Genomic DNA, 19,510 nt, shown 5'->3' with positions numbered 1-19,510 from the left:
AAGATCCCCATCCATCCCATACATCTGATTCACATCCCTGTTTCAGCAGGGCGATTGCAGGAATGGGTCGGCGAAGGCAGCTAGCCTGCGCGCCTTCTCATTCCTGGCCGACCCTGCTGAAACAGGAATTGGATCGAGAGGAAAGGGCAGGATAAGGCCTGGCCGGTTCTTTCCTAGAGAAACGCGGCAAGGTGGTCCGCCACCCGGCGCGCCGCTCCCGGTTCGCCCAGGCGGGCCCGGATGCCGGCCAGTTCCTCGCGCATGGAGGCCGCCTTCCCGGGTTCCAGGAGGTCCTTGAGCACCTGCCGGAGCCGGACGGGGTTCACCTCGCCCTGCAGGAGCTCGGGCGCCACTTCGCGGCCGGCCACCACGTTGGCCAGGCCGAAGTGGGGGATCCGCACGAAGTACCGCGCGGCCAGATAGGTCAGGGGGCTCAGCTTGTAGATGATCGCGAAGGGCGTGCCCAGGAGGGCGGTCTCCAGGGTGGCGGTGCCCGAGCACACCAGGGCGGCGTCGGCGTAGGCCCGGGCGGCGTAGCCCAGGTCCTCCACCAGCCGGATGGGGGCGCCTTCCAGCCGGAGGGAGGCCGCATCCAGGGTGGGCGCCACGGGGAGCACCCACTGGACGTCCGGGCCGTCCCACCCGGCGACGGTGGCCACCAGGGGCGGCAGGAGGCGGTCCAGTTCGCTGCCGCGGCTGCCGGGAAGAAGGGCCACCAGGGGTCGGGAGGGGTCCAGGCCGGCCCTCCGGAAGAAGGTCTCCCGGTCCACCTCGGGCACCACGGCCTCCACCAGGGGGTTGCCCACCCAGAGGGCCTCCACGTGGAGGCCCTGGAAGAGGGCCGGCTCGAAGTCGAACAGGCAGTAGAGGGCATCCAGGGTGCGGCCCAGTTCCGGGATGCGGCCCGCCTTCCAGGCCCACACCTGGGGGCATACGTACCAGTGCAGGCGCAGGCCCGGCATCGCCTTGCGGAAGGCCTTGGCCAGGCGGAGGTTGAGCCCGGGATAGTCGATGAAGAGGACCGTGCCCACCCCCTCCTCCCGGGCCACGTCCTGGATGAGCTTGAAGAGGCGGCGCAGCTTGGGCAGGTGGCGGATGACCTCCACGAAGCCCACGACGCCCAGATCCTTCACGTCCGCCAGTTTGCGGTCCAGGAAGGGGGTCATGAGGCCGCCGCCCACGCCGATGATGCGAAGGTCGGGGCGCAGGGCTCGGAGCTCCTTGAGGATCTCGGCGCCGTGGAGGTCGCCGGAGGCCTCGCCGGCGATGACGAGGAGGGGCTTCACTGCGCGCCTCCCTTGAACAGCACCTCGGGCCAGGCCCGGGCCAGGTCCTCCAGGCCGGCGCCCCCGGGCACCGCCACGTTCCACCGGTAGCCCAGGGCCTCCAGGCCCGCGAGGTCGTCCCCGGGCTCCGCCACCGCGCAGAAGAGCCGGTCCGAGATGCACTCCAGGTCCGCGCCCACGCCGCGGTCCCAGCAGAACCCCACCGCCTCCCCGCGGGCTTCGCGCAGCCGCCTGACCAGGCCCGGAGCGGCGCCGGGGGCGGGGCGCAGGGCCAGCTTGACGCCGGTGCCGTGGGTGATCTCCAGCAGGCCCTCCAGGACGCCCAGGAAGCGGGAGACGTCCATGCGGGCTTCCGGGTCCTCGGCGGCCAGCACCAGGAAGTCGGGCTCCAGGCGGGCCCGCAGGGCCGCCATGGCGGTCTCGCCCAGCGCCTCGTCCCAGGGGGCCGGAGCCAGGTGGATGGCGTGCACGGGGAGGCCGGCCCAGGCCGGGTGGAGTCGGCCATTCCACGCCAGTTCGATGGCCTGGAAGGGCTTATGGGCGCCGGGGTCGATTTCGGAAGGGACGAGGGGCACAAATCGCATCAGGTGATTATCATGGAACACTGGAGGCATCCATGGCCCGAGTTTTCACTCTCGAGGAAGCCCGGGCGGCGCTGCCTCAGGTCCAGGTCATCACGCGACCGGTGTTCGAACTGGCCTCGAGCCTCGCGGAGGAGCTGCAGGCCGCCGAGGACCGGCAGGAGGATGCGCGGGTGGAATCGCTCCAGACCCGCCTGGAGGCCCTCATGGAGAGCTGGGCCGAAGCCGTGCGCGACCTGGGCCCCGACGTGAAGGGCCCCTGGCTGGTGGACTTCGATTCCGGGGACGGCTACTGGTGCTGGGCCTTCCCCGAGGAGGACCTGGACCACTGGCACAGCTACGAGGGGGGCTTCTCCTCCCGGGTTCCCGTGGCGCTCAAGCCGGAGGTCCGGCGCGGGTGAACGGCTTCCGGGAAGCCGTGTGCGCCGCGGTGGCCCTCGTTCCCCGGGGGCGGGTGGCGACGTACAAGCAGATCGCGTGGATGGTGGGCTTCCCGCGCCGGCCGCGGCAGGTGGGGATGGTGCTCAAGGGCCTGCCCGAAGGCACGGACCTGCCCTGGCACCGCATCGTGAATTCCAAGGGCTACGTGCCCAGCCGGGGCCGGTGGTGGGGGGCCATGCTCCAGATCGAGCGGCTCCGGGCCGAAGGCGTCGAGGTGGACGACGCGGGCAACCTGGACCTGAAGGCCTTCGGCTGGGACGGCGCTACATCTTGACCAGTTCCACCCGGCGGTTCTTCCCGCGGCCCTCCTCGGTGTCGTTGGAAGCCACCGGCGCGAAGGGGCCGGCGCCGAAGCCGCGCAGGCGCGCGGGGGCGATGCCGTGGTCCTTCACCAGGGCCTGGACCACGGACTCGGCCCGGGCCTGGGAGAGCCTCAGGTTCAGGTCGGGGGCGGCGACGGAATCGGTGTGGCCCACCACGAAGACCTTCAGGGCCGGGCTGGCCTTGAGGAGCACGGCGACCTCGGCCACGGCGGCCCGGGAGTCCTCCCTGAGCTCGGCCTTGCCGGAGTCGAAGTGGATGCCCGGCACCTCCACGTGGCCCGCGGCGCCCAGGCCGGCCCGGAAGGCGTCGGCGTTGGCCTTGACCTCCTGGGCCATGCCGGCCTTCTCCACGATGGTGAGCTGGTAGCCCCCGCCCCAGGCCGAGTCCACCTGGATCCAGGTCTCGGCGCCGCCCTTGGCGGCCACCATCGTCGTGTAGCGCCCCTCCTCGAGGAGGACGGTGCCGCCCAGGGCCCGCAGGGCGGCCTGGTGGTTGCGGTGGATGGCCAGGGGCGAAGGGGCCTGGGTGCCCTTGTCGGCCTGGTAGCGGATCTCGAAGAACCGCCCCTCCACCGGGGTGGTCTTGCCCTTGGGGCCCTTGAAGGGGTAGGAATCGAAGGCCTGGGTCCGGTAGGCGACGATGTGCATGTTCTGCATGCGCGTCAGGAGCGGATGGTCCTTGGAGCCGGGGCGGTCCGGATCGGCGTGGGCCGGCAGGAAGCCCAGCACGGCGGTGAGGACGAGGGGGACGAGTCGCATGGCGCCTCCTGGGGCGGGGGGCCTTCCGCCAGGAATCCGCCGGCGGAATCCTCCCAAGGGATGGGGTCTGGTGGGACAGGCACATTGAACGCCTGCGGCGGTGAGAATGCAACGTCAAGTCGCCATGATTTTCCTTTTGGGATCGGGCCGGGCCCATCCTTCAGCCTGCGGAGGTTTTCAAAGGCGCCCCCGAGGGCCCGGGCTTGGTGAATCCCGGGTCAGGGTTGATCGAGGTGGATGGGGTGGAGGTGCTCATCCCTGGCGCCTGCAGAGGGAATGGTCTGGCCAGCACGCGATCCAGCACGGTATCCGACAGGCCCAGAACATCCTCCACGGTCGGCTCCAGGAGCACGTCCGGAATCAAGCCCCGCTGCCAGCCTTCCGGGTTTCCCTTGTCCCAGAGGAAGCGCCGCACGGAACAGCCGAACACCGGCCTGAGTCCGGGGAGCACCGTGAAGTGGACCTGGCCAAAGGCGTTGTCAGGTTGACCCGTCTCTCCGCCGGCGAGGAGCGCCCCGTCCCCTTTGAGCCGCCGCGCCGCGCCGTGGCCGGAGCTGTAGGTTCCCGCATCCGTGAGCACCCATGTGCCGCCGGGCCGAGAGAAGGCCGGGTTGTTCCTGATCCAGCGCAGCACGGGTGCGAACACGCGCTCGTCGCCCCCGGCATTGCCTCGGAGGTCCACCACGATCCGGGCCACGGGGCGGTTCCGGCAAGCCTCGGCCATCCGCCCAAGGAAATCCTTCATGGGGTCATCCGTCCGATTCCGGCACCTGGCGTAGCGCAGATAGAGGGTCCGGTCCTCCTGCAGCAGCCGGAAGGCATAATAGCGATCGGGCTCAAGATCCCGCGGGCGCTTCCAGGCTCCGGGCAGCGTGGCCCATCGCCTCCCCTCCTCCGGGCCCACCTCCATCCTCGCCTCAAACCGCTTCCCCTCCCGGTCTTCAAGTTCAAGGAGAGGCTGGGCGCCCCCAGGAAGCTCCCCCAGGGCCTCCAGCCAGGCCCACCCCACTGGGAAAAGACCCGCCAGAAGCTGCCTCCGCTTGGAAGGGACGGGGTCAGCGATGAAGGGTTCGAGGCGATGAAGGTAGTCGTCCACGGGTTCGCCGCCCACGGCTACGACTCGCGCCCCCAGAAGGGCTTCCTGCCCGTGGGCAACGAGGATGATTCTCAGGCCATCCTGGGCATGGCTGGTCCGAAGCGGCCAACTCCTGACCGATGTGGCGGTTTCCCGGAGTGCCGTATGGGCATCCCCCAATCGGGCCAGGATCCGCTTCCAGCGCAGCGCTGCCTGATACTCGCTCAGCCATGGAAGGTCTTGATCCAGGTCGGCCACACGGGCCAGAAAGGCCTCGCGGCTGAAGCGGGACCACGGGTCCGGGTGGTCGGCCTGGAGGGCCCGCATGATGCGGCGGCCGGCCTCCCGCCAACGCTCCACGCCGGTTCCGTCGAGGGGCTCCAGCACGGCGGCCCGTGCCTCGGAGGCGGGATACGAGGTGTCCGGCACCTTCTGGAAGATGACCTTCGTGTAGGCACAGCCCACCAGGAGGCAGAGGGATAGAACGGCGGTACGCAGCACGGAGGACCTGCCCGGAAGGATGGGCCAGGATACCAGAAGCCCTTTCCCTGGCGTTCCGGCCCCGCAGACCCCCTTCAGATCGGTGTGGCGGCCGGCAAACCCTCCCGTCCCCGAAGCCCCGTTGAGGTTCTCGGGGACCCTCCACCCGGGTGAACGGCGGAAGGGCCTCCTTGCGGAGGCCCTTCAGGTTGGTTGGGGAGGAAGGATTTGAACCCTCACCTGACAGAATCAGAATCTGTTGTCCTACCGTTAGACCACTCCCCAAACGGCACTAATAGAATATCCAATTTCAAGAGGAAAACAAGACCTTTGGGTGAAATGCGGGGGGCCCAACCCGCGGTATCCTCTTAGCCAACTCCACAGGCGGACGCACCCATGGCAGATACCCTGAAACTGGCCTATTTCGTGGCGATGAAGGAGGGCGCCAGCTACCTGGGGGGGCTGCTCCTCACCGACGCCTCCGGGATCCCGCTGGATTTCCGCTACACCGAGCCCATCACCCCCACGAAGCTCCAGGCGGTGCTCTACGGCAAGGCCCTCGAGCCGCACCTCAAGGAGGAGGTGATCCAGAAGACGCTTCTCAAGGAGCTCAAGTCCCCGCCGGACCTCTTCATCCTGCCCCCGGCGGAGCTCGCGGGGGGCTGGAACGGGGAGGCGAAGTGCCCGGCCCTGGCGGTTCAGAAGACGCAGGAGTCCCCCCTGGCGCGGGTGGGCGAGAGCTTCCGGGCCTCGCCCCGGGAGGTGCTGCTCCAGGTGGCGGAAGGGGCGGCCCCGCTGCGGGTGATCTTCGCCCAGTCCGTGGACCTGCCGGCCCAGGAGCAGGCCCTGGGCAGGCTGCTGGAAGCCGCCTACCAGATGGATCCCGTGGAGCCCCTGGAGCGGGTCGCCGCGGCCCTCCAGACCCTGGTCAAGCCGGTGTAGGCATGGTGGGCGGCCGGTTCCGGGACGCGATGTCCGACATGGCCGAAACCATCCGGCGGGTCTTCAGGGACCCGCCCACGCGGGGCGTGGACCTCGGCCTGCCGGTCCCCGGGGCCCGGGGGGCGGAGCCCCTCGGGACCCGGGCCCAGGCCCCGGACTTCCGGCTCATGGCGGCCACCGCGCAGGTCCCGGTGCTGGCGTCGGTCCCGCCCACGGCGGTGGCCTTCCGCTGGACGGCCGAGGTTCGCGGGGAGGATGGGTGGGGCAGCTGGGCCGCGGGTGCCCAGGTTTGCGTCCTGCCGCTCTTCGAGGCCGGGGAGGCCGCCCGCCTCGAGGTGCCGCCCCTTCCCCGGAGGCCCCGGGTGCGCGAGGTGGCCCCGGAGGCGTTCCGCGCCCGGAGCCGGCCCGGGCTGGAGCCCCTGGCCGGGGCCCGGGTCCTGGCCGCGCCCTGCGCCCTGGACGCCCCCCGGTCCTTCCGCGCCCTGGAGCACGCCCTGGCCCTGCCGGTGGCCTTCGTGGGGGAGGATGTCCAGAAGCTCCCCAAGGCGATCTGGATGCGGTATACCCTGAAATTGGTGCGGGAGACCGGCGAGAACATCCGTAATCTGGATGTGCTGGGCCTCTACCGGATCCCCGCGCGGGGCACCCGGCAGATCAACCATCAGGCCTCCACCGGGCGCCTCCTGGTCACCCTCGGCCCGGAGAGCGTGGGCGCCCCGAGGGCCCCCTTCGTCCTGGCCCGGAAGAAGGATGACGAATCGATCGTGTGCTGCTTCGTGGAGGATGTCTGATGTCCAAGCCCGGCAAGGAACCTGACAAGGACTGGACCGAGGAGGTGGACGCGCCGGACCCGACGGTGCCCATCTCGGGCTGGCCGGATTTCGAGACGGCCCTGCGCAAGCGCTTCCCCGGCGAGACCGGGCCCGTGCCGTGCGAGTACGTGGTGGTGGTCTACGCCGGCGCCCACCTGGGACGGGTCTTCCCCCTGGTGCCCGGGGCCAACATCATCGGCCGCAGTCCCAGCGTGGACATCGCCCTCCTGGACGAGGAGGTGAGCCGCACCCACGCCACCATCACCCTCTGGCAGGGTCCCGCCGGGGACCGGGTGCAGCTGGAGGACAACGCCAGCACGAACGGGACCTTCCTCAACGGCCGGGCCGTGACCCGCACCATGGAGCTCTCCCCCGGGGACCGCATCGCCATGGGCAGCCACGTGCTCAAGCTCGTGGCCATGGACGCCATGGAGCGGGCCTTCCACGCGGTGCTCCTGGACCAGAGCTCCAAGGATCCCCTCACGGGCCTGGGCAACCGGCGCACCGCGCTGGAGGAGCTGCAGCGGCGCTTCGACCTCTCCAAGCGCCACCACCGGCCCCTTTCGATCATCATGTGCGATCTTGACTTCTTCAAGCGCATCAACGACACGCTGGGCCACCTGGCCGGGGACCAGGTGCTCCGGGACTTCGGGGAGCGGGTGGTGCGCGGCCTGCGCACCACCGACGTGGCCGGGCGCATCGGTGGCGAGGAGTTCCTCCTGGTGCTGCCCGAAACCGACATGGAAGGCGCTCAGCTGCTCGCCGAACGCCTCCTGGCGGCCACGGGCGAGGTGCCCTTCGACCTGCCCTCGGGGCCCCTGCCGGTGACCTGCAGCCTGGGCGTGGCCGAGCGCCGGGAGGAGGACCGGGACGGAGGCGCCCTCATGGGCCGGGCCGACGGGGCGCTCTATCTCGCCAAGCGCGGCGGGCGGAACAAGGTGGTCTGCGACCAGCCTCCTCGTTGACAAGGCTTGTGGCGGAACACGAATCATGGGCTAGCGGAATTCCGCAACAAAGGCTTAAATGACATAGGACTTCCCGCCTGTGCCAGCCCACACGATGCCCATTCAGCCACCTCTCTACGAGGACTTCGCCGAATCCGATCCGCCGACGCTCTTCGCCTCCCCGCTGGGCGAGACGCTGCCGCCGGCCAGAGGGGAGTGGGCGCTCATCCGCTATGTGGGCGTCCCCATCGGGGAGGTCCTGCCCCTGCGCACGGTGAACCTCACCGTGGGCCGGTCCCCGGAGAACAACCTGGTGCTCCCCGAGGTGGAGGTGAGCCGCCACCATGCCCGCATCGAGCTGGTGGGGCAGGAGGACCTGGCGCCCATCGTCCTCATCTCCGACCTGGGGTCGACCAACGGCACCTACGTGAACGGCCGGAAGATCCTCACGCGCAACGGGCCGGTGAGCCTCCAGCACGGCGACGTGATCCGGGTGGGGACCCATGCCTTCAAGCTCAAGCACCTGGACGAGATGGAAAAGCACTACCACGAGGCGGTCCTGGCCCAGACCACGGTGGATTCCCTCACGGGCCTGACGAACCGGGCCTCGGTGCTGGGCTTCCTGGAGAAGCAGACCGACCTGGCCAGGCGCCACGGGCGCCCCCTGACCCTCATCATCTGCGACCTGGACCACTTCAAGGACGTGAACGACCAGCACGGCCACGCCGTGGGGGACCTGGTCCTCAAGCGCTTCGGCCAGGTGGTCATGGGCCGGCTCCGGGCCTCGGACCACGTGGGCCGCATCGGCGGGGAGGAGTTCCTCATCGTCCTGCCCGAGACCGAGGGCCGTGAGGCCCTCGCCGTGGCCGAGGAGCTGCGCAAGGCCCTGGCCGAGGAGGCCATGGCGTCCCACGCGCCGGGCCAGACCTTCCACGTCACCTGCTGCTTCGGCATCGCCCAGTTCCGGCCGGAGGACGCCGACGCCGGCTCCCTCCTGGCCCGGGCCGACGTGGCCCTCTACCGTGCCAAGTCCCAGGGCCGGAACCGGGTGGAATTCGACGGACGGACATGAGCCTGGTCCTGCCCAAGCGCGCCGGCGGAGCCCGGGTCCTGGAGCGCCTGGGGGAGGGCGGCATGGCCGTGGTGCACCGGGCCGAGGATCCCTTCCGGCCGGGGCGGGCCCTGGCGGTGAAGTTCCTCAAGGCCGAGGCGTCCGGCGACTCGGAGCTGGTGGTGCGCTTCCTGCGGGAAGGGGAGGTCCTCAAGCGCCTCAGCCATCCCAACCTGGTGGAAGTCTTCGACTTCGGCCGGGCGGGGAGCACGCCCTTCATCCTCATGGAGCTGCTCCCCGGCGGCGACGTCAAGCGCTGCTACGGAGAGGCGCCGGCGCGGTTCCTGCGCCGCCTCCTGCCCGTGGCCGGCGCCCTGCGCACGGCCCACGAGGCGGGTATCATCCACCGCGACCTGAAGCCCTCCAACCTGCTCTTCGACGCCCTGGGCAACCTCAAGGTGACCGACTTCGGCGTGTGCCTGTGGGAGGGCGGGGAGGGCACCCGCGTCACCCGCAGCCAGATGGTGGTGGGGACCCTGGGCTACATGGCGCCGGAGCAGCACGGCGATCCCAGGAGCGTGGACGGCCGGTGCGACGTGTACGCCCTGGGTGCCATCCTCTACGAGTTCACCACGGGCCGTCCCTACAGCCAGGTGCAGCTCCCGCCCGCCCTGGTGCGCACGGGCTTCCCGCCCCGCATGGCGCGCATCCTCATGCAGTCCCTGGCCCCCGATCCCGCCAGGCGCATCCCCTCCATGGAGGCCCTGGCCGCGGAGTGGGCGGATTGGCTGGAGAGTGCCGAGAGCGCCGGGTGGGGCGACCAGCCCCTGCCCGGGTTCCGGGTCGAGGACGTGGAGCAGGAGACCGTGAGCCGGGTCCGGCGCCACGCCGAGGAGGAGCCCGGGTCGCGGCTGGGACCCTACCTGGACGGCCTGCGCACCGGCGGCGTGGGCAGCCGCCGCGCCGCGGCCGAAGGCCTCCAGAACGCCGTGGCCGCCGGTGACGAGGGCTTCCTCCTGGCCGAGCTGGCCCAGGCCCCCGAGGCCATGCGGTTCGCCCTGTGCAACGCACTGGGCGCCGTGGGCACTCCCGCTGCCATACCGGCCCTGCTGGCCCTCCTGGGGGACCCCTTCGCCCAGCGGGAGGGGGCCGAGGCCGCCAGCCTCATCGCGCAGCGGGCCGGACTCCCGGACCTGGTCCTGCCGCACCTGCGCGAACCGGGCCTGGGCTCCTCCTGGCGCTGGGTGCCGAGGGCGCGCCTGGGTGACGGGGCCTGGGCCGCGGCCCTGGCCCGGGACTGGGGGGCGCTGAACGCGCCGCTGCGCCTGCAGGCCCTGGAGGCCGCGGGCCTGCTGCCGGCGGCCGCAAGGGCCGGGCTGAAGACGCGCCTCAAACCGGCCCTGGAACGCGTCGGCGGGCAGCTGCAGAAGCTGTGGGAAGCGCTCTAGACCCAGAACCGCTCCAAAAGCATCCTCAACGGGGCCGGGGAAATGGCCCCCGGGCCCAGGAACGGGTAGTTGTAGACCAGCAGGAGGAAGAAGACCAGGCCCAGGCTGGCGCCGAGGGTGGCATGCATCAGGTGGTGCTGGCGCAGGCTGCCCATGTTCAGGAGGCAGGAGAAGGCCAGCAGGATGAGGCTTCCCATGCCGAGGGAGATCCACATGGACGCGTCCAGGTAGGTTTCCCCGCCTTCGATGCGGTCATGGCGCAGGCTCCGGCAAAGGGCCAGCTGCTGGAGCTGCTGCTGATGCAGGGGCAGGTCGCCCAGGGCGGCCGGCTTGTAGGTGGTGAAGGCCAGGCCGAGATGGGCGATCATCCGGTTGGTCTCCGGGTCCTGGTCCCCGTCGGTGATCCTCGTCCACTCCTTGTCGATGACCTGCCGGACGTAGGCCTTCAGTTCCGCCCGAATCGGATCCCGGAACTCCGGAGGGTAGCCTTCGAGGTTCTGGTAGAGGTTGTGCAGGGCGTTGGCCTCCTGGTCCACGATCGAGGACACCTTGTCGTAGTTCTGCCACACGGCGACGATCACCAGGGCGAAGACCAGGGCGAAGATGGAGCCCACCGCGCCACCGTAGATCTGGCCGAAATCCGAGGAGCCCGGTTCGAAGCGCAGCCCGGGCAGGAACCGGTAGGAGGCCTTCAGGGTCCCGACGGCAGCCAGGGTGAAGGCGGAAATCATGAAGAGGGCCAGGGCCAGTTCGTTCACCTGGCAATAGAGGTAGCGCATGTCCAGGGTCTCCGGGGAAAGGTCGGCGGCTGGGTCTGCGCTATAAAATAATCATATATCGGGGGAGGGCAAGGCCGTCCCGCGGAGGTTGCGGGAACCCCCCGTCAGTCCGCCAGCAGGGCTACGAAGGCCCCGGGTTCGAATTCCCGGACGGGACCGGGCTGGAGCACGGCGTGGGCTCCGGCGTAGAGTGCGCTCCAAAGGGCGCCCCGCACCGCAGGGGATCCCAGCTCCGCAAGGGGCAGGGCGACGCGGGTGGAATGGTCCCAGCCCAGCCGCCCGTTGAGGCGCCGGAGGCGCAGGAGCAGCCCGGCCTGGGTGAGGGTCCCCTGGAAGAGGGCGTCCGGGTCCGGGTCGCAGTCGTGGTAGGCCTGGCGGCCCTCCTCGCCGTTGAAGCGGGTGCCCCCGAGGATCTCGGGGTCCACCGTGCCCGCGGGATCCCAGGGGAGGCCGCACGCGGCGCAGGCCACTTCGCAGGCCCAGTCCCACGGCCCGCCGCCCCTGCTGAACACGGGCCGGGGCGGGGCGGCCATGAGGCCCAAGGCCACACCCTCCACCCGGTTGCGGAAGGCCGGGTACAGGAGCGTGCCCCACTCCGGGGCGGTCACCGCGGGCCATTCCTGGAGCCGCGCGGCGCGCTGGATCAGGAGGGCCCTGAGGGTGTCCAACTAGGCTTCCATCATCTCGCTGATGCTCCTGCCGCCGTGGATGCGCAGGATGGCGTCGCCGAACATGGAGGCGGTGGAGAGGACCCTGAGGTTGGGGATCTCCGCGGAGATGGCGGGCGGGATGGGGATGGTGTCGGTGACGACCAGCTCGTCCAGCTCGGCCTCCTTGAGGCGCGTGAGGGCGGTCCCGGAGAAGACGGCGTGGGTGGCGCCCACGCGCACCCGGCGCACGCCGAAGCCCCGCAGGATCCGCGCGGCCTCGCGGATGGAGCCGCCGGTGGCGATCTCGTCGTCGAAGATGATGCAGTCCTTGTCCGCCACCTCGCCGATGAGGGCGGTGGAGCGGGCCGATTCGCTGTCGTCCACGCGGCGCTTGTCGATGATGGCCATGGGCAGGCCCAGGCGCTTGGCGAAGTGGCCGGCGATCTTGCCGGCGCCGGCGTCCGTGGCCACCACCACGGAATTGGAGAGGTCCGAGCTGCGGAAGTGGTTCACCAGGACCGGCGTGGCCAGGAGCTGGTCGGCGGGGATGCGGAAGAAGCCGAGGATCTGGGGGGCGTGCAGGGTCATGGCCAGCACCCGGTCCGCCCCGGCGGTCTGGAGAAGGTCTGCCACCAGACGGGCGGTGATGGAAATGCGTGCTTCATCCTTCTTGTCGCTGCGGGCGTACGGGTAGTAGGGCAGGACCGCCGTGATGCGTGCCGCCGACGCGAACTTGAGGGCGTCGATCATTATGAGCATTTCAACAAGGTTGTCGCTCACCGGCGGGGCGCTGGTCTGGATGACGAAGACGTCGGACTCCCGGACGTTCTCGTCGATCTTCACCTTGATGTTCTCGTTGGAGAAGCGGGTGATGCGGGATTTTCCCAGCTGCATCCCGATATGGCCGGCGATGCCGGCGGCCAGGGTCGGATGGCTCGAACCCGAAAATACCTTCATCTCACCGAACATGATTCCCCCAGGGGCCAGTTTACCAACCCAGGCCCCGCCTCGACAGGCGAATGGAAATCAAAATTCTAGACCTTCCCGCCTCCGACCCGCTCGATGCGCGCCCCCAGGCCCTTCAGCTTCTGTTCCAGGCCCGAATAGCCCCGGTCCAGGTGGTAGATGCGGTCGACGGTGGTCTCCCCCCTGGCCACCAGCCCCGCGATGACCAGGGTGGCGGAGGCCCTCAGGTCCGTGGCCATGACCGTGCAGCCGGTCAGGGCGCTGGGGCCGGCCACGATGGCGGTGCCGCCGTCGATGCGCAGGTTGGCGCCCAGGCGCTCGAGCTCCATGGCGTGCTGGAAGCGGTTCTCGAAGATGGTCTCCCGGATCACGGAGATGCCGGTGGCCTGGGTCATGACGGCCATGACCTGGGCCTGGAGGTCCGTGGGGAAGCCGGGGTAGGGGGTGGTGGTGACGTCCTTGGCGTGGAGCTTCTGGCCGGCCTCGCGCTGGATGCGCAGGTTCAGCCCCTCCTGGCCCTCGCGTTCGGTGAACACGCAGCCGCAGCGCTCCAGCAGGTCGATGATGGACCGGAGGTGGTCCGGCTCCACCCGCTCCAGCAGGACGTCGCCCCCGGCGGCGGCCACCGCGCACAGGAAGGTGCCGGCCTCGATGCGGTCGGGGATGATGCCGTGGTCGCAGCCGCCCAGCGCGTCCACCCCCCGGATGGTGAGGGTGGAGGTGCCGATGCCTTCGATGGGCGCGCCCATGGCCACGAGCATGCCGGCCAGGTCGCCGATCTCGGGCTCCATGGCCGCGTTGCGCAGCACGGTGGTGCCGGTGGCCAGGCACGCCGCCATGAGGATGTTCTCCGTGGCGCCCACGCTCACCTTCTCGAAGGTGTGGTCGATGCCCTTGAGGCGGCCGGCGGGCACGTGGGCCTCGACGTAGCCCCGGTCGATCTCGATGACGGCGCCCATGCGCTCCAGGGCCTCCAGGTGGAGGTTCACGGGCCGCGCGCCGATGGCGCAGCCCCCGGGCAGGGACACCGAGGCCTTGCCGTACCGCGCGAGCAGGGGGCCCAGGACCAGGATGGAGGCCCGCATGGTCTTGACCAGGTCGTAGGGGGCCTGGAGGCCGCCCCCGGCCACGCCGGCGGCGTCCACCACGGCGGTGAGCTCGAAGCCCTCCTCGTCCTTGGTGACCTCGGCCGTGCAGCCCAGGGCCTGGAGCACGCGGAGCATGGTGCGGATGTCCGAGACGGCCGGCAGGTGGCGCAGGGTGACCTGCTCCCCGCCCAGGAGGGCCGCGGCGATGCAGGGGAGGGCGGCGTTCTTCGCCCCGGAGACGGCCACGCGCCCCGTGAGGGGGACGCCACCTTGAATCACAAGCCTGTCCATCGACACTCCAATCTCGGGTTCCAGCATAAACTGAGGCGTCCCCGGGAGCGAACTTTGCGCCTTTCCGCCGCCATGATCGTCAAGAACGAAGCCGGTTCCCTGGGCCACTGCCTGGAATCCGTCCAGGGACTCTGGGACGAGCTGGTGGTCCTGGACACCGGATCCACGGACGGCACCCGGGAGCTGGCCCGGTCCTTCGGGGCCCGGGTGGAGGACTTCACCTGGGTGGACGACTTCGCCGCCGCCCGCAACGCCTGCATCCGGAGCTGCACGGGGGACTGGATCCTGGTGCTGGACGCGGACGAGGCCATCGACCCCGCGGACCACGCCGCCCTGCGGGCCGCCCTGGAGGACGCCGCGGTCCAGGCCTACACCCTGCCCATCCGGAACTACCTTCGCAGCGGGGCCTTCGTGGGCATGGACGGCCCGGCCCGGCGCAACGAGCGGGAGTCGGGGGAGGGGGCCCAGTGCAGCCACTACTACCTCCAGAAGGCCATCCGCCTCTTCCGCAGGCGCCGGGACGACGTCTACCGGGGCCGGGTGCACGAGATCGCCGAGCTCTACTTCGAGGAGAAGGGCCTGCCCGCGCCGGAACTGGAGGTGCCCATCCACCACTTCGGCAAGCTGGACATGGCGCGGGACCGGGCCAAGCAGGGCGAGTACTTCCGCCTCGCCCGGGCGGAGGCCGAGGCCCGGCCCCAGGACCTGCAGCTCCAGTACAACGTGGTGCAGGAGGGCCTGCTGGTGGAGGCCTGGGAGGACGTGCGACGGGCCGCGGAGCGCTTCCGGGCCTCGGCCCCGCGGGCGCCCATGCTGGTGTGGCTGGGGGGCGGGCTCGCCCTGCAGGGCCTGGAGCGGTACGAGGACTCCCTGCTCTGGTTCGGCAACATCCTGCGCCAGCAGCCCGGCCACGCCGCGGCCCTGGGCGCCCGGGCCGAGTCGCTGTGGAAGCTGGGGCGCCTCAACGAAGCCAAGGACGACTACCTGAGGGCCCTGGAGGCCGACCCCGCCTACACCCTGCCCTTCCTGAAGCTGGCCTCCCTGCTGGAGGAGGCCCAGGACCTGGAGTCCGCCCGGAGCGTGCTGGAGGCCGGGCTGGACCAGAACCCCAGGGACACCCTCCTGTGGGAGGCCCTGGTGGGCCTGTCGGCGCGGTACCGGGACCCCCGGGTCGCCTCGGACGCCCTGGACGCGCTCCGGGCCGTGCCCGACGGCGGCAGGACCCTGTGGCACCAGATCGTCATCCACGCCCTCCTGGACGCGGAGGAGCCGGAGAGCGCCGCCGGGATCCTGGACCTCGGACTGGCGGCGTTCCCCGGCGACCCGGAGCTGCTGGCCCTTACTGATAGATGTTCACGTAGTACGCCTTGAGCTTCCCGGTGCCGTCGGGCACCCCGTAGACGCGCACCTTCGCGCCCGCGGTCAGCACGGAGGCCCACTGGGCCGGGTCCACGCCGGCCACGGTGACCACGGCCCCGGCCTGCCGGGTGAAGGTGGTGACCAGCGGCTGCTCCTGGGCGGCCGAATTTAGGGTGACGGTGACCGGCACGGCCGTGGCCCCCCTGGCGGTGATCTGCATGGAGCCCGAGGCGTAGGCGGTGGTCACCGTCTGGGCCAGGGGGGAGATGGCGATGGGCATGAAGACGGCGTTGGCCGCGTTCCAGCCCGAGGACCAGTTGAGGGTGCTGATCGCGTAGGGCTTGAAGGTGGCGCCGGTCGAGTCCAGGACGACGCCCGAATTGGCCTCGGCCAGGAAGCCGGCGGTTCCCGTGGTTGCGGCGCCGGGGAAGGTGAAGTCCCAGCTCGAGAAGGAGGGGGCGTAGCCCAGGGCGTGGGTGGCGGTGGAGAGGTCCCCGAAGGTCTTGGTGTACGTGAAGCCCGAGGCGGTGGCGGGGTTGATGGAGCCCTCGAACACGCCCCGCTGGATGTCCACCGAGGTCGCGGTCATGGGCGTGGCGGTGGGATCGGCCACGGTGAGGTGCACCTTGAAGAACCGCTCCACCTGGGAAAGGAAGGCGGTGCCGTTGCCGCCCGAGAGGTCGGTGGTGGCGTCGCCCCTGAAGTACCACTTGGTGGCGGCGTTGATGAGGAAGGTCTTCGGATTGCCGTTGGAGTCGAGCACCCGGATGAGGTTGTTGGCGCGGTCCACGTAGGTGATGTGGCCCTCGGGCCTCCAGGCCGGGAGGTTGGCGGTGGCGGAGTACCACACGCGCACGGCCGTGAGGCTGCCGTCGGCCTGGTAGCGGGCGGTGCACTCCACGTTGAGGCCGGCGGCGAGGGTGGCCGGAACGGCGGCGCTGGGCACGGCTGTCACGGGTTTCACGTCCAGGTTGTAGAAGAGGGTGGGGCTGGTCCCCTTGTCGGCGAGGATCTTCAGGGTCTGGCCGTGCTCGGTGAGCATCGTGATGCTGGACCCGTCGGCGGCCACCGAGGCCACGGTGCCCAGGTGGCGGCGCAGGTAGTAGGCGCTCATGGCTGCCGCGGGGCGGTGGCGGAAGATGCCCCGGGTGCCGAAGTTGACCACATAGAGGGTCTGGCTGCCGGCGGCGGTGGTGACGTCGTGCTCGACGATGAAGGCGGGATGGGCGAGGTCGAAGTCCACGGCCACCGCGGTGGTGGTGTTGGCGGCGACGACCACCGGGGCGGCGAGGGTGATGGTGGGCAGGACCATCCAGGTGGGATGGGCGGCGTCGGCGGTGCCCCGGACCTTGATGAGGGAGGGATCGACGGCGGCGGGAACGGTGCCGGTGACGGGATCGGCCGCGGGCACCAGGGTGATCTTGTCGGTGCTGCCGTCCACCTCCACGACGAGGCGGTCGTAGGTCCCGGCGGGGACGCCCGTGGCGTGGGAGAGCAGTTCGTCGACCTGGTCCTGCTGGAGGAGGTTGACCGGGGTGGTGTCCCCCGAGCCGTCGTAGATGACCACGGGGCTGGCGGCGGCGGTGTCGCCGGCGAGCACGAGGGAGGCCCTGCGGATGATGATGCCGACGTTGGACCAGGCCTCGGTGGCGGCGTCGGTGGTGATGAAGCCGACGGTGCCCTGGGCGGGGGGCGTCGCGGTGCCGGTGGCGGCGCCGCCGCCACCGCAGGCGAGGGCGAGGCCCAGGGCGGTGAGGCCGGTGCCGAGAAGGTAGAGGCGGGTTCGGTTCATGGGCGGCTCCTGGGAAGGCTGGCAAGGTCCAGCATCGGGTCCCCCGGGGGGAGCGGTAAGGTACACATCCCGATTTCCCGGTTGTGCCAGATTCCGGCCTGGTGTCCACTCAAGGCACACCTCCACGGACGGATGGCCTTGCGAGCCCACGAACTGAACCTGACCCTCGACCCCGCGCTGGCCGGCCCCATCTACGTGCGCGTGGCCGAGGCCATCCTGGTGGCGGTGCGGGCCGGGCAGATCCGGCCGGGGCACGCGCTCCCCGGCGTCCGGGAACTGGCGGACCGCGTCGGCGTGCACCGGAACACGGTGCTGGCGGCCCTGCGGGAGCTGGAGGAGCAGGGATGGGTGGAGGCCCGTCCCCGCAGCGGCTTCTTCGTGGTGGACCCGCTCCCCGAGCGCCCTGCCCAGGAGCCTTCCGCGGCCTCCAGCGCCGTCCCGGGCTTCGACGTGCCCGGAACGCTGCGGCCCATCACCAGCACCCTCAACGTGACCCTGGACTTCTCCGACGGGGTGGCCGACGCGCGCCTGGCGCCCATGGAGGCCCTGGCCAAGGCCTACCCCAGGGCCCTGCGCCTCAAGGGGCCCGCCCTGCTCCAGGCCACGGAGTTCATGGGGCACGCGCGGCTGCGCAAGGTGCTCGCGGACCACCTCGCCGAGCAGCGCGCCCTGGTGCGGGACCCCGCGCAGTTCCTGCTCATCCGCAGCACCTCCATGGCGGTCAACCTGGTGGCCCAGGCGCTCATCGGGCACGGGGACGGGGACGTGGCGGTGGAGAATCCGGGGAACCCCCTGGTGTGGGACACCCTTCGCCAGGCCTCGGGGGCGAGGCTCCACGGCCTGCCCGTGGACGGCGGCGGGCTCCGGGTGGAGGCCCTGGAGGCCCTCCTTGCCGTCACCCGCCTGGGCCTCCTGGTGCTCACGCCCCAGTGCCACTTCCCCACCGGGGCCGCGCTCGCCCAGGACCGCCGGGAACGCATCCTGGCCCTGTCCCGGGAGCACCGCTTCGCGATCCTGGAACTGGACCCGGAATACGACTACCTGGAGGCCCCCATCCGCCCCCTGGCGGCCCAGGACACCACGGGGCAGGTGCTCTACTGCGGCAGCCTCTCCCGGCTCATCGCCCCCGGGGTGCGCCTGGGCTTCATCGTGGTGCCCCGGCTCCTGGCCGACAGTTTCGCGAGGGCCCGCCAGCGCATGGACTGGCAGGGGGATCCGGTGCTGGAGTGGGCCGTGTCCGAGCTGTTCCTGGACGGGGAGATGGCCCGCCACCTGCGCCGCGTGCGCAAGGCCTGCCAGGACCGCCGGGAGGCCCTCTTCGACGCGCTGCGCTTCGCCCTGCCCGGGCGGGTGGCCTTCGATCCCGCGCAGGAGGGCATGGGCCTGTGGCTGCGGGGGGAGGGGAAGCTGGCCGACCCGGCCCGCTTCGACCTGTGGGTGAAGTCCTGCGGCCTGAAGGGAATCAAACTGCGGCTGGGCAGCTACTTCGACCTGACGGGCAGCCCCGCGGCGGCCACGCGGCTGGGGTTCATGGCCTTCACCCCGGAGGAGCTGCAGGAAGCCGTGCCTTTGATGACCTGACGGCGGGCGAGGAGCACGGCCTCAGCGCACCAGGCGGGCCTCGAGGCTCCCGGGCGGCAGGACCCCCCATGCGCGGCTGTCCTGGCTCTCCTGGCGGTTGTCGCCCAGGAGGAACCAGCCGGGGCCCGTCTCCCAGGGGCCTCCGGAGGCCCTTTCCGTGACCGCGACGTAGGGTTCCGGGACGTACTTCCCGTCCACCCACAGCTCCCCGTCGCGGAGCTCCACCCGCATGCCTGGACCCGCCACCAGGCGCTTGACGACGGTGCCGGAGGGGCCCCTGGCGAGCCACACCTCCCCCACCGCGGGCCTTCCGGCGCACCAGGCGCGCAGGGCGACCCGCACCTGGCCGTCCCGCAGCGCCGGTTCCATGCTCCTGCCGGAGATGCGCACGGGGTGCACCACGGCCAGGGGGGCCAGGCCCAGGGCCAGGGCAGCCGCCAGGAGCCGCGGGGAGATCAAGGCCGGTAGGCCAGCCGCCGTCCCTGGCCGTCGGTGAGGGCAACCTCGGTCAGGCGGGCGGGAGGGGGAACCTTCAAGGCCAGTTCCGCGGCCAGCAGGCGGACCAGGTCCATGGGGCCCTGGAGCCCCAGTTCGCCCAGGAGGCGTCCCCGCAGGGGCTCCAGGAGGGCGTCCAGGGCGGCCTCCAGGTCCCGGAAGTCCACCACCACGTCGAAGCCGTCCAGGCCCTCGCGGGCGGCGATCACCTCCACCCGGTAGTCGTGGCCCTCCCAGGTCCCGTCCTCCCCGCGGTACACCACCGACAGGGGGCGTTCCACGGCGGCCTCGAAATGCAGGGATCTGGGCGGGGCGGGGCGGGGCGCATCCATTCCTAAGATTCTGCCACCGCCCGCGGTAAACTGGG

The 19,510-nt window shown here is 70.9% G+C and carries 20 protein-coding genes and 1 tRNA gene; 9 read left to right on the top strand and 12 right to left on the bottom strand.

Features of this window, described 5'->3' with window-relative positions:
* Window positions 1–173: 173 nt before the first annotated feature.
* Together lpxB and ACZ5MC_RS21375 are read right to left on the bottom strand one after the other, a co-directional pair.
* The gene (lpxB, locus tag ACZ5MC_RS21380; RefSeq protein ID WP_306597935.1) at window positions 174–1,286 is read right to left on the bottom strand and encodes a lipid-A-disaccharide synthase; all 1,113 of its coding nucleotides are present in this window, start codon (window positions 1,284–1,286) and stop codon (window positions 174–176) included.
* Entirely contained in the window at window positions 1,283–1,870 is a 588-nt protein-coding gene (locus ACZ5MC_RS21375; RefSeq protein WP_306597934.1) for a hypothetical protein, read from the bottom strand. The genes lpxB and ACZ5MC_RS21375 overlap by 4 nt, the downstream gene beginning before the upstream one ends.
* A 32-nt stretch (window positions 1,871–1,902) precedes the next feature.
* Between ACZ5MC_RS21375 and ACZ5MC_RS21370 the strand changes: the two genes are divergently transcribed.
* Together ACZ5MC_RS21370 and ACZ5MC_RS21365 are read left to right on the top strand one after the other, a co-directional pair.
* The gene (locus ACZ5MC_RS21370; protein WP_306597933.1) at window positions 1,903–2,268 is read left to right on the top strand and encodes a DUF2203 family protein; all 366 of its coding nucleotides are present in this window, start codon (window positions 1,903–1,905) and stop codon (window positions 2,266–2,268) included.
* Window positions 2,265–2,582 carry an MGMT family protein gene (locus ACZ5MC_RS21365; protein ID WP_306597932.1) on the top strand — a complete coding sequence of 106 codons (318 nt, stop codon included), beginning with the start codon at window positions 2,265–2,267 and terminating at the stop codon, window positions 2,580–2,582. Before ACZ5MC_RS21370 ends, ACZ5MC_RS21365 begins: the two co-directional genes overlap by 4 nt.
* On the opposite strand, the gene ACZ5MC_RS21360 is transcribed toward ACZ5MC_RS21365, so the two are convergent.
* The 3 genes from ACZ5MC_RS21360 to ACZ5MC_RS21350 all read right to left on the bottom strand — a co-directional run bounded on the left by ACZ5MC_RS21360 (window position 2,572) and on the right by ACZ5MC_RS21350 (window position 5,230).
* On the bottom strand, window positions 2,572–3,390 hold the full coding sequence (locus ACZ5MC_RS21360) for an OmpA family protein (RefSeq protein WP_306597931.1): 819 nt from the start codon (window positions 3,388–3,390) through the stop codon (window positions 2,572–2,574). The genes ACZ5MC_RS21365 and ACZ5MC_RS21360 overlap by 11 nt on opposite strands.
* Before the next feature lie 160 nt (window positions 3,391–3,550).
* The gene (locus tag ACZ5MC_RS21355; RefSeq protein WP_464516738.1) at window positions 3,551–4,966 is read right to left on the bottom strand and encodes a S41 family peptidase; all 1,416 of its coding nucleotides are present in this window, start codon (window positions 4,964–4,966) and stop codon (window positions 3,551–3,553) included.
* Window positions 4,967–5,155: 189 nt separating this feature from the next.
* Window positions 5,156–5,230: transfer RNA gene (locus tag ACZ5MC_RS21350), tRNA-Gln, on the bottom strand.
* A 111-nt stretch (window positions 5,231–5,341) separates the two neighbouring features.
* On the opposite strand from ACZ5MC_RS21350, the gene ACZ5MC_RS21345 reads away from it, so the two are divergent.
* From ACZ5MC_RS21345 to ACZ5MC_RS21325, 5 genes are all read left to right on the top strand, one after another.
* Window positions 5,342–5,887: a hypothetical protein gene (locus tag ACZ5MC_RS21345; protein WP_306597929.1), complete on the top strand. Its 546-nt coding sequence runs from the start codon at window positions 5,342–5,344 to the stop codon at window positions 5,885–5,887.
* Between the two features lie 38 nt (window positions 5,888–5,925).
* Window positions 5,926–6,678 (top strand): hypothetical protein, encoded by a 753-nt coding sequence (locus tag ACZ5MC_RS21340; RefSeq protein ID WP_464516737.1) that lies wholly within the window; start codon window positions 5,926–5,928, stop codon window positions 6,676–6,678.
* Window positions 6,678–7,664, top strand: coding sequence for a GGDEF domain-containing protein (locus ACZ5MC_RS21335; RefSeq protein ID WP_464516736.1), 987 nt, complete (start codon window positions 6,678–6,680; stop codon window positions 7,662–7,664). Before ACZ5MC_RS21340 ends, ACZ5MC_RS21335 begins: the two co-directional genes overlap by 1 nt.
* 94 nt (window positions 7,665–7,758) lie before the next feature.
* The gene (locus ACZ5MC_RS21330; protein WP_306597926.1) at window positions 7,759–8,715 is read left to right on the top strand and encodes a GGDEF domain-containing protein; all 957 of its coding nucleotides are present in this window, start codon (window positions 7,759–7,761) and stop codon (window positions 8,713–8,715) included.
* Entirely contained in the window at window positions 8,712–10,142 is a 1,431-nt protein-coding gene (locus tag ACZ5MC_RS21325; protein ID WP_306597925.1) for a serine/threonine-protein kinase, read from the top strand. Before ACZ5MC_RS21330 ends, ACZ5MC_RS21325 begins: the two co-directional genes overlap by 4 nt.
* Here the strand turns inward: ACZ5MC_RS21325 and ACZ5MC_RS21320 are convergent.
* From ACZ5MC_RS21320 to murA, 4 genes are all read right to left on the bottom strand, one after another.
* Entirely contained in the window at window positions 10,139–10,921 is a 783-nt protein-coding gene (locus ACZ5MC_RS21320; protein WP_306597924.1) for a bestrophin-like domain, read from the bottom strand. The genes ACZ5MC_RS21325 and ACZ5MC_RS21320 overlap by 4 nt on opposite strands.
* A gap of 104 nt (window positions 10,922–11,025) precedes the next feature.
* Window positions 11,026–11,589, bottom strand: coding sequence for a hypothetical protein (locus ACZ5MC_RS21315; protein ID WP_464516735.1), 564 nt, complete (start codon window positions 11,587–11,589; stop codon window positions 11,026–11,028).
* Window positions 11,590–12,540, bottom strand: a complete 951-nt coding sequence (locus ACZ5MC_RS21310) for a ribose-phosphate diphosphokinase (protein WP_464516734.1) — start codon at window positions 12,538–12,540, stop codon at window positions 11,590–11,592.
* A 65-nt stretch (window positions 12,541–12,605) separates the two neighbouring features.
* On the bottom strand, window positions 12,606–13,916 hold the full coding sequence (gene murA / locus ACZ5MC_RS21305) for a UDP-N-acetylglucosamine 1-carboxyvinyltransferase (protein WP_306597921.1): 1,311 nt from the start codon (window positions 13,914–13,916) through the stop codon (window positions 12,606–12,608).
* 54 nt (window positions 13,917–13,970) lie between these two features.
* On the opposite strand from murA, the gene ACZ5MC_RS21300 reads away from it, so the two are divergent.
* Window positions 13,971–15,287 carry a glycosyltransferase gene (locus ACZ5MC_RS21300; RefSeq protein ID WP_464516733.1) on the top strand — a complete coding sequence of 439 codons (1,317 nt, stop codon included), beginning with the start codon at window positions 13,971–13,973 and terminating at the stop codon, window positions 15,285–15,287.
* Here ACZ5MC_RS21300 and ACZ5MC_RS21295 read toward each other — a convergent pair.
* On the bottom strand, window positions 15,256–17,067 hold the full coding sequence (locus ACZ5MC_RS21295) for a DUF4382 domain-containing protein (protein ID WP_464516732.1): 1,812 nt from the start codon (window positions 17,065–17,067) through the stop codon (window positions 15,256–15,258). The two genes, ACZ5MC_RS21300 and ACZ5MC_RS21295, sit on opposite strands and share 32 nt — an antisense overlap.
* A 138-nt stretch (window positions 17,068–17,205) precedes the next feature.
* Between ACZ5MC_RS21295 and ACZ5MC_RS21290 the strand changes: the two genes are divergently transcribed.
* Window positions 17,206–18,648: an aminotransferase-like domain-containing protein gene (locus ACZ5MC_RS21290; protein WP_464516731.1), complete on the top strand. Its 1,443-nt coding sequence runs from the start codon at window positions 17,206–17,208 to the stop codon at window positions 18,646–18,648.
* Window positions 18,649–18,669: 21 nt separating this feature from the next.
* On the opposite strand, the gene lepB is transcribed toward ACZ5MC_RS21290, so the two are convergent.
* Entirely contained in the window at window positions 18,670–19,107 is a 438-nt protein-coding gene (gene lepB, locus ACZ5MC_RS21285) for a signal peptidase I (protein ID WP_464516730.1), read from the bottom strand.
* On the bottom strand, window positions 19,104–19,475 hold the full coding sequence (locus tag ACZ5MC_RS21280; protein ID WP_306597916.1) for a 6-pyruvoyl trahydropterin synthase family protein: 372 nt from the start codon (window positions 19,473–19,475) through the stop codon (window positions 19,104–19,106). Before ACZ5MC_RS21280 ends, lepB begins: the two co-directional genes overlap by 4 nt.
* Between the last annotated feature and the right edge of the window lie 35 nt (window positions 19,476–19,510).

This window comes from Mesoterricola sp. JemC181 (genome assembly GCF_055384585.1).
Note: the sequence above shows the minus strand (reverse complement) of the source record. Positions and strands in the feature narration are given on the sequence as shown.